General features: G+C 67.5%; 3 protein-coding genes, 1 tRNA gene and 1 pseudogene. All 5 read left to right on the plus strand.

Annotation, left to right across the window (positions count from 1 at the left end; genetic code table 11):
* The first annotated feature begins 38 nt into the window (after positions 1 to 38).
* Positions 39 to 917, plus strand: a complete 879-nt coding sequence (locus INE98_RS14010; protein ID WP_367120200.1) for an ABC transporter ATP-binding protein — start codon at positions 39 to 41, stop codon at positions 915 to 917.
* A gap of 9 nt (positions 918 to 926) precedes the next feature.
* Positions 927 to 4,523, plus strand: a complete 3,597-nt coding sequence (locus INE98_RS14015; protein WP_293539716.1) for a M1 family aminopeptidase — start codon at positions 927 to 929, stop codon at positions 4,521 to 4,523.
* Positions 4,524 to 4,577: 54 nt separating this feature from the next.
* Positions 4,578 to 5,300, plus strand: a complete 723-nt coding sequence (radC, locus tag INE98_RS14020; RefSeq protein WP_293539717.1) for a DNA repair protein RadC — start codon at positions 4,578 to 4,580, stop codon at positions 5,298 to 5,300.
* Positions 5,301 to 5,344: 44 nt separating this feature from the next.
* Positions 5,345 to 5,428, plus strand: a tRNA-Leu gene (locus INE98_RS14025).
* A gap of 287 nt (positions 5,429 to 5,715) precedes the next feature.
* A pseudogene (locus tag INE98_RS14030) lies at positions 5,716 to 6,065 on the plus strand (hypothetical protein); the annotation flags it as partial.

Below are 6,065 nucleotides of genomic sequence, written 5' to 3' on the forward strand. Positions count from 1 at the left end.
AGTCGGGCGACCTGCGGGTCTTCCGAACGGAGCCCGTCATGCTGTCCATACGTAACCTGAGCCATGTCTATCCCGGCGGAACCCGGGCCCTCGACGATGTGAGCCTCGAGATTCCCGCGGGCATGTTCGGCCTCCTGGGCCCCAATGGCGCCGGCAAGTCGACCCTGATGCGGTGCATCGCCGCCCTGCAGACCCCGACCTCGGGCGCCATCAACTTCGATGGCATCGACGTTCTGGCGGAGCCGTCGCGCCTTCGCAGGACCCTCGGCTACCTGCCGCAGGACTTCGGGGTCTACCCCCGGGTTTCCGCCCTGGACCTCCTGGACCACCTTGCGGTGCTCAAAGGCCTGACGAACAAGGCGGAACGACGGGAGACCGTCGAGGCCCTGCTCAACCAGGTCAATCTCTGGCCGGTCCGAAAGAAGGCCGTCGCCGGTTTCTCCGGCGGCATGCGCCAGAGGTTCGGCATCGCCCAGGCCCTGATCGGCCAGCCCCAACTGATCATCGTGGACGAGCCGACGGCGGGCCTTGATCCGGAAGAGCGCAACCGTTTCCTCAACCTCCTCGCCGAAATCGGCGAGAAGGTGGTGGTGATCCTGTCGACTCATATCGTCGAGGACGTCGCCGACCTGTGTCCCCGTATGGCGGTGCTTGCAGGCGGGCGCTTGCTCAGGGAGGGCGCTCCCTCGAGCCTGGTTAAGGAGCTGGAGGGCCGGGTCTGGCGTCGGGTGGTGGACAAGGCGGACCTCGCCGGCCTCGCCGAAGTCGCCCCCGTGATCTCGACACGCCTCTCCGGAGGCAGGACAGTCGCCCATCTCCTGTCTGAGACATCCCCGGGCCCCGGGTTCGAGACCGTCGAGGGCGGACTGGAGGATGTCTACTTCGCCGCCCTGCACGCCTCCCGCCAGCCGGCCTAGGAGGACGACATGCTCGGCCGCATCGCCGCCTTCGAATTCCGCTTCCAGCTTCGCCAGCCTGTCGTCTGGGTCGCCGCAGCCTTCTTTTTCCTGATCGTCTTCGGCTCGATGACCGTCGACAACATCCAGGTTGGCGGCGGCGGGGGCGGCGTTCACAAGAATTCGCCCACGGCCATCGCCATGACCCACCTGGTGATGTCGATCTTCTTCATCTTCGTGACCGCCGCCCTGGTGGCCAATGTCATAGTCCGGGACGACGAGACCGGCTTCGGGCCGCTTGTGCGTTCAACACGGATTACCCGCCTCGACTACCTTGTCGGGCGTTTCCTGGGCGCCTTCGCGGCGGCGGCCATGGTCTTTCTGGCCGTGCCTCTGGGGATGGTCGCCGGATCTCTGGCGCCCTGGGTGGATCCGGAAACTCTCGGTCCGAACCGCCTCGACGCCTATGCCTACGCCTTTGGCGCCCTGGCCCTTCCTTCGATCTTCCTGACCTCGGCCCTGTTCTTCGCCCTCGCCACAACGACCCGCTCGATGATGGCGACCTACATCGGCGCCACGGGCCTTCTCATCCTCTGGGTGATCATGGGGATCCTGACGGAACGGCAGGAAATGCGCGATCTGGCAGGCTGGCTTGACCCCTTCGGCGCAAACGCCTTCGGCGAGTCGATCCGGTACTTCACAACCTTCGACTCCAACTCCCGGTTACCCGAACTCGCGGGCATCCTGCTCGGCAACCGCGTTGCGTGGACCCTGGTCGGGGTGGTCGCCCTTGTCGGCGCCTGCCTCGTCTTCCGCTTCGAGGCGCCGGCGAGGCGTCGGACCCGGACGGAACGGGCGATCGCCGCCCCCCCGCCGTCCACGCCGGTCCGGACCTCAGACGCCGGCTTCCTCCCGCACCGCGGATTTTCAGCCGCAATGGTGCAGGCCCTGCACCGGTCGCGGTTCGAGGCGGCGCAGATCCTGCGCAGCCCCGCCTTTGGCATCCTGCTGATCCTCGGCCTGTTCAACGCATCGGGAGGGGTGGTTCTGGGGCTGGAGCAGAACGGTTCAGTCTTCCTTCCGACAACGATCCGGATGATCGAGACTCTTCAGCGGGCCTTCGGCTTCGTCGTCATACTGGTCGCCATCTACTATGCCGGCGAGCTGGTCTGGCGCGATCGCGAAAGGCGGATCGCCGACATTGTCGACTCGACAGCGGCCCCGGACTGGACGTTCATGATCCCCAAGGTGCTGGGTCTGATCCTCGTGCTCGGCTCCATGCTGCTGATCAGCGTCCTGGCGGGCGTGGCAGCCCAGATCCTGCTCGGCTTCCCCCATCCCGACTGGGGTCAGTACCTCGAATGGTATGTCCTGCCGACCCTCGTCGACTGGAGCCTGGTCGCCATCCTGGCCATCTTCCTTCAGGCCGTGGCGCCCAACAAGTTCGTCGGCTGGGCGCTCATGGTGGCCTACATGATCCTCCAGCTCAGCCTCGGGACCGCCGGGTTTGAGCACAACCTCTACAACTACGGCGGCGGCCCGGGCGTGCCCCTGTCCGACATGAACGGCCAGGGTGACTATGCCGGCTTCGCCGCCTGGTTCCGCGCCTACTGGACGGCCTTCGCCATCTTCCTGCTGATCTTGACCCAGGGCCTCTGGGCGCGCGGGGCGCGGGACGGGATCCGGGCCCGGCTCGCCCGCCTGGGCCGTCGCCTGAAGGGCCCGACGGGCCTGGCCGCCGCAGGGGCCCTTGTCGTCTTCGCCGGCCTGGGAAGCTTCATCTTCGTCAACACCAACGTCTGGAATTCCTACCGGACCCAGCAGGACGAAGAGCGCCTGACCGCGGATTACGAGAAGGCCTTCCTGAAGTATGAGCGCCTTCCCCAGCCTTCCGTCACGGACGTGACCCTGAACCTCGACCTCGACCCCCATGCGCCGCGGCTGAGGGTCACGGGCGCCTATGATCTGGTAAACGACACCGGCGAACCCCTCTCGCAGGTCCATGTCCGGTTTGAGGACCCGGACCTGAAGGTCGAGCGGCTGACCCTGTCGCTGCCGGCCCGGACGGAGACGTTCGAGCGGTTCAACTACAGGATCCTGCATCTGGCCAATCCTCTGGCCCCCGGCCAGACCGCCCGCCTGGAGTTCTCAACCGTCCTGGCGCAGAAGGGGTTCAGGAACGCCCGGAACACGACCCGCCTCGTCGACAACGGGACCTTCGTCTCCAACTCCGAGTTCGCGCCGACCCTCGGCATGTCGCGCAACGGCCTGCTCCAGGACCGGACCACACGCCGCAAGTACGGGCTTCCTCCCGAGCTGCGGCCGGCGAAGCTGGAGGACGAAAGCGCCCGCGCGCGCAACTATGTGGGTAACGCCGACTGGGTGAACGCCGACATCACGGTCTCCACCGTCGCCGACCAGACCCCGATCGCGCCGGGCTACCTGGTCTCGGACACCACGGCGAACGGGCGAAGGACGATGCGCTTCCGCACCGACGCCCCGGTCCTGAACTTCTTCTCCGTCCAGTCCGCCCGGTACGCCGTGCGCCGCGAGACCTACAAGGGCGTCGACCTCGCTGTCTATCACCACCCCGGTCACCCCTGGAACGTGGACCGGATGATGGCCGCCATGAAGCGCAGCCTCGACTACTACCAGGCCAACTTCAGCCCCTACCAGTTCCGGCAGGCCCGGATCATCGAGTTCCCGGGCTATGCGACCTTCGCCCAGGCCTTCGCCAACACGATCCCCTTCTCCGAGGACCTCGGCTTCACGGCGGACCCGAACAAGCCGGACAAGATCGACTTCGCCACCTATGTCACAGCTCACGAGATGGCCCACCAGTGGTGGGCGCACCAGGTCATCGGCGCCGACATGCAGGGCGGCACGGTCCTTTCGGAGACCCTCGCGCAGTACTCAGCCCTACTGGTCATGGAACAGACCTACGGCAAGGAAGGCATCCGCAAGTTCCTTCGCAACGAACTGGACAGCTACCTCTCGGCGCGCGGCGGACAGGCCGTGGAGGAGACGCCCCTGATCCGCGTCGAGAACCAGGACTACATCCACTACCGCAAGGGCTCCCTGGTCATGTACCTCCTGCGCGACCAGATGGGCGCGGACAAGGTCAACGCCGCCCTGCGCAGCGTCCTGGCCCAGTACGCCTTCAAGGGAGCGCCCTATCCGACGTCCCGGGTTCTCGTCGACGCCCTGCGCCGCGAGGCCGGAGCGGATCGACGGCTGCAGGATCTGATCACCGACCTCTTCGAGAAGATCACGCTCTACGATCTCAAGACCGAGGAGGCCGAGGCCCGCCGGCGGCCCGACGGGCGCTACGACGTCACCCTGAAGATCACCGCCCGCAAGCTCTACGCCGATGGCAAGGGCGTCGAGACTGCTGCGCCGCTGGGGACGGAGACGTTCGACGTCGGCGTCTTCACCGCCGAACCCGGCACGCCCGGCTTCACCCGGGCCTCGGTGCAGAGCTTCACCGTGCGCACCCTGAAGGACGGCGAGCAGACCCTCACCGTGACCGTCGACGGCAGGCCCGCCTTCGCCGGGATCGATCCCTACAACAAGCGCATCGACCGGAATTCCGGCGACAACGTCACGCAGGTCAGGGTCGAGGGATAGGCTTGCGTAATGCGAACATTTGAGGAACATTGACGGGGCCGCCGGAGCCCCGCCATGCCCCCGACCGACCTGCAGGAAGCCCCGCTACTCGGGCCCCTGTCGCCCTCGCCGCCGCACGCCGGCCATCGGGCCCGCCTGCGCCATCGCGCCCGCCATGGCGGGCCTGGCGCCCTGCCGGACTACGAGCTTCTCGAGCTCCTGCTCTTCCGGTCCCTGCCCCGGGGGGACGTCAAGCCTCTGGCCAAGGCCCTGCTGGCCCGCTTCGGCTCCCTCGCCGGCGTGCTCGGCGCGCCGCTGGAGGACCTGGTCCGGGTGCGCGGTCTGGGCGAGCAGGCGGCGCTGGACCTCAAGCTCGCCCACGAGGCCGCCGTGCGCATCAGCCGCGAGCCCGTCGCCCGCCGCACCGTGATCACCTCCTGGACCCAGCTCTCCGCCTATCTGCGCACCGCCATGGCCCATGAACCGCGCGAGCAGTTCCGGGTCCTTTTCCTCGACCGGCGGAACCAGCTGATCGCCGACGAGGCCATGAACGAAGGCACGGTGGACCACGCCCCCGTCTATCCGCGCGAGGTCGTCCGCCGGGCGCTTGAACTCTCGGCCAGCGCCCTGATCCTGGCCCACAATCATCCCTCCGGCGATCCCACCCCCTCGCAGGCCGACATCGCCATGACCCGCGAGGTGATCGAGGCGGCCAAGGTCCTGCGCCTGTCGGTCCACGACCACGTCATCGTCGGCCGCGACGGCCTGACCAGCTTCCGCGCTCAGGGGCTGATCTGAGGCCGGGTGGTCCCGCCGGGGCGCGCGCGCTAGAGTGTAGTCGGGCCCGCTTGGCGGAATCGGTAGACGCAACGGACTTAAAATCCGTCGCCATCGGCGTGCCGGTTCGAGTCCGGCAGCGGGCACCATGTCCTGCGTCTCACGCTGCGGAGCAGCCCCGGACAGGCGGGGCTCGCCCGCCGCCTGACGGGCGGGCTCAACACCCGCATCACCGGGTTTTCGACTGGCGAGAGAGAAGTGCGACATTTTTGTCGCTGAGGAGGGGCGGCCCGGTGTCAAGGCCTTAACCTTCAGGGCGCAGAACAAGGATCGGCGTCCTTCCGGCCAGAAGCGTTCGGGAGCGCGCCAGGGAGCAGGACGGCATGGATGTGTCCGGCGCAAGAGAAGGTCCGGCGACAGAGCAGGAGCGAGGGTCGTGACGGCTCAGGACGCCCGCACAGATGACGCCAGCGTCGTCAGGCTGCTTGGTCTTGCCTTCGCCGGCGCGGATCTGGTCTTCGAGATTGATTCGGACGGCGTGATTCAGTTCGCCCTCGGCGCCGCCGAGCGCCTGACCGGTCTTGCGGACCGCAAGCTCGTCGGCATGGACTGGGCGGGGTTGTTCGCAAGGTCAGAGCGCGCCCTGCTCGCCAGGCTCCGGAGCGACCTCACCGGAGGGGAGCGGCGCGGTCCCATGCGGGTCGAGCTGGCGCCGAGGGAGACCCTTACCTCCCGGCCTGCGACGGCGGCGCCCTCCAACGCCAGCCTTTCCGTTTTTCGTCTGCC

Source organism: Phenylobacterium sp. (assembly GCF_020253645.1).
Classification (GTDB): Bacteria; Pseudomonadota; Alphaproteobacteria; order Caulobacterales; family Caulobacteraceae; genus Phenylobacterium.

Bases quoted from the DNA above. Each gene is read 5' to 3' on its own strand.
- radC (WP_293539717.1), top strand. From the start codon at position 4,578: ATGCCCCCGACCGACCTGCAGGAAGCCCCGCTACTCGGGCCCCTGTCG.
- INE98_RS14015 (WP_293539716.1), top strand. From the start codon at position 927: ATGCTCGGCCGCATCGCCGCCTTCGAATTCCGCTTCCAGCTTCGCCAG.
- INE98_RS14010 (WP_367120200.1), top strand. From the start codon at position 39: ATGCTGTCCATACGTAACCTGAGCCATGTCTATCCCGGCGGAACCCGG.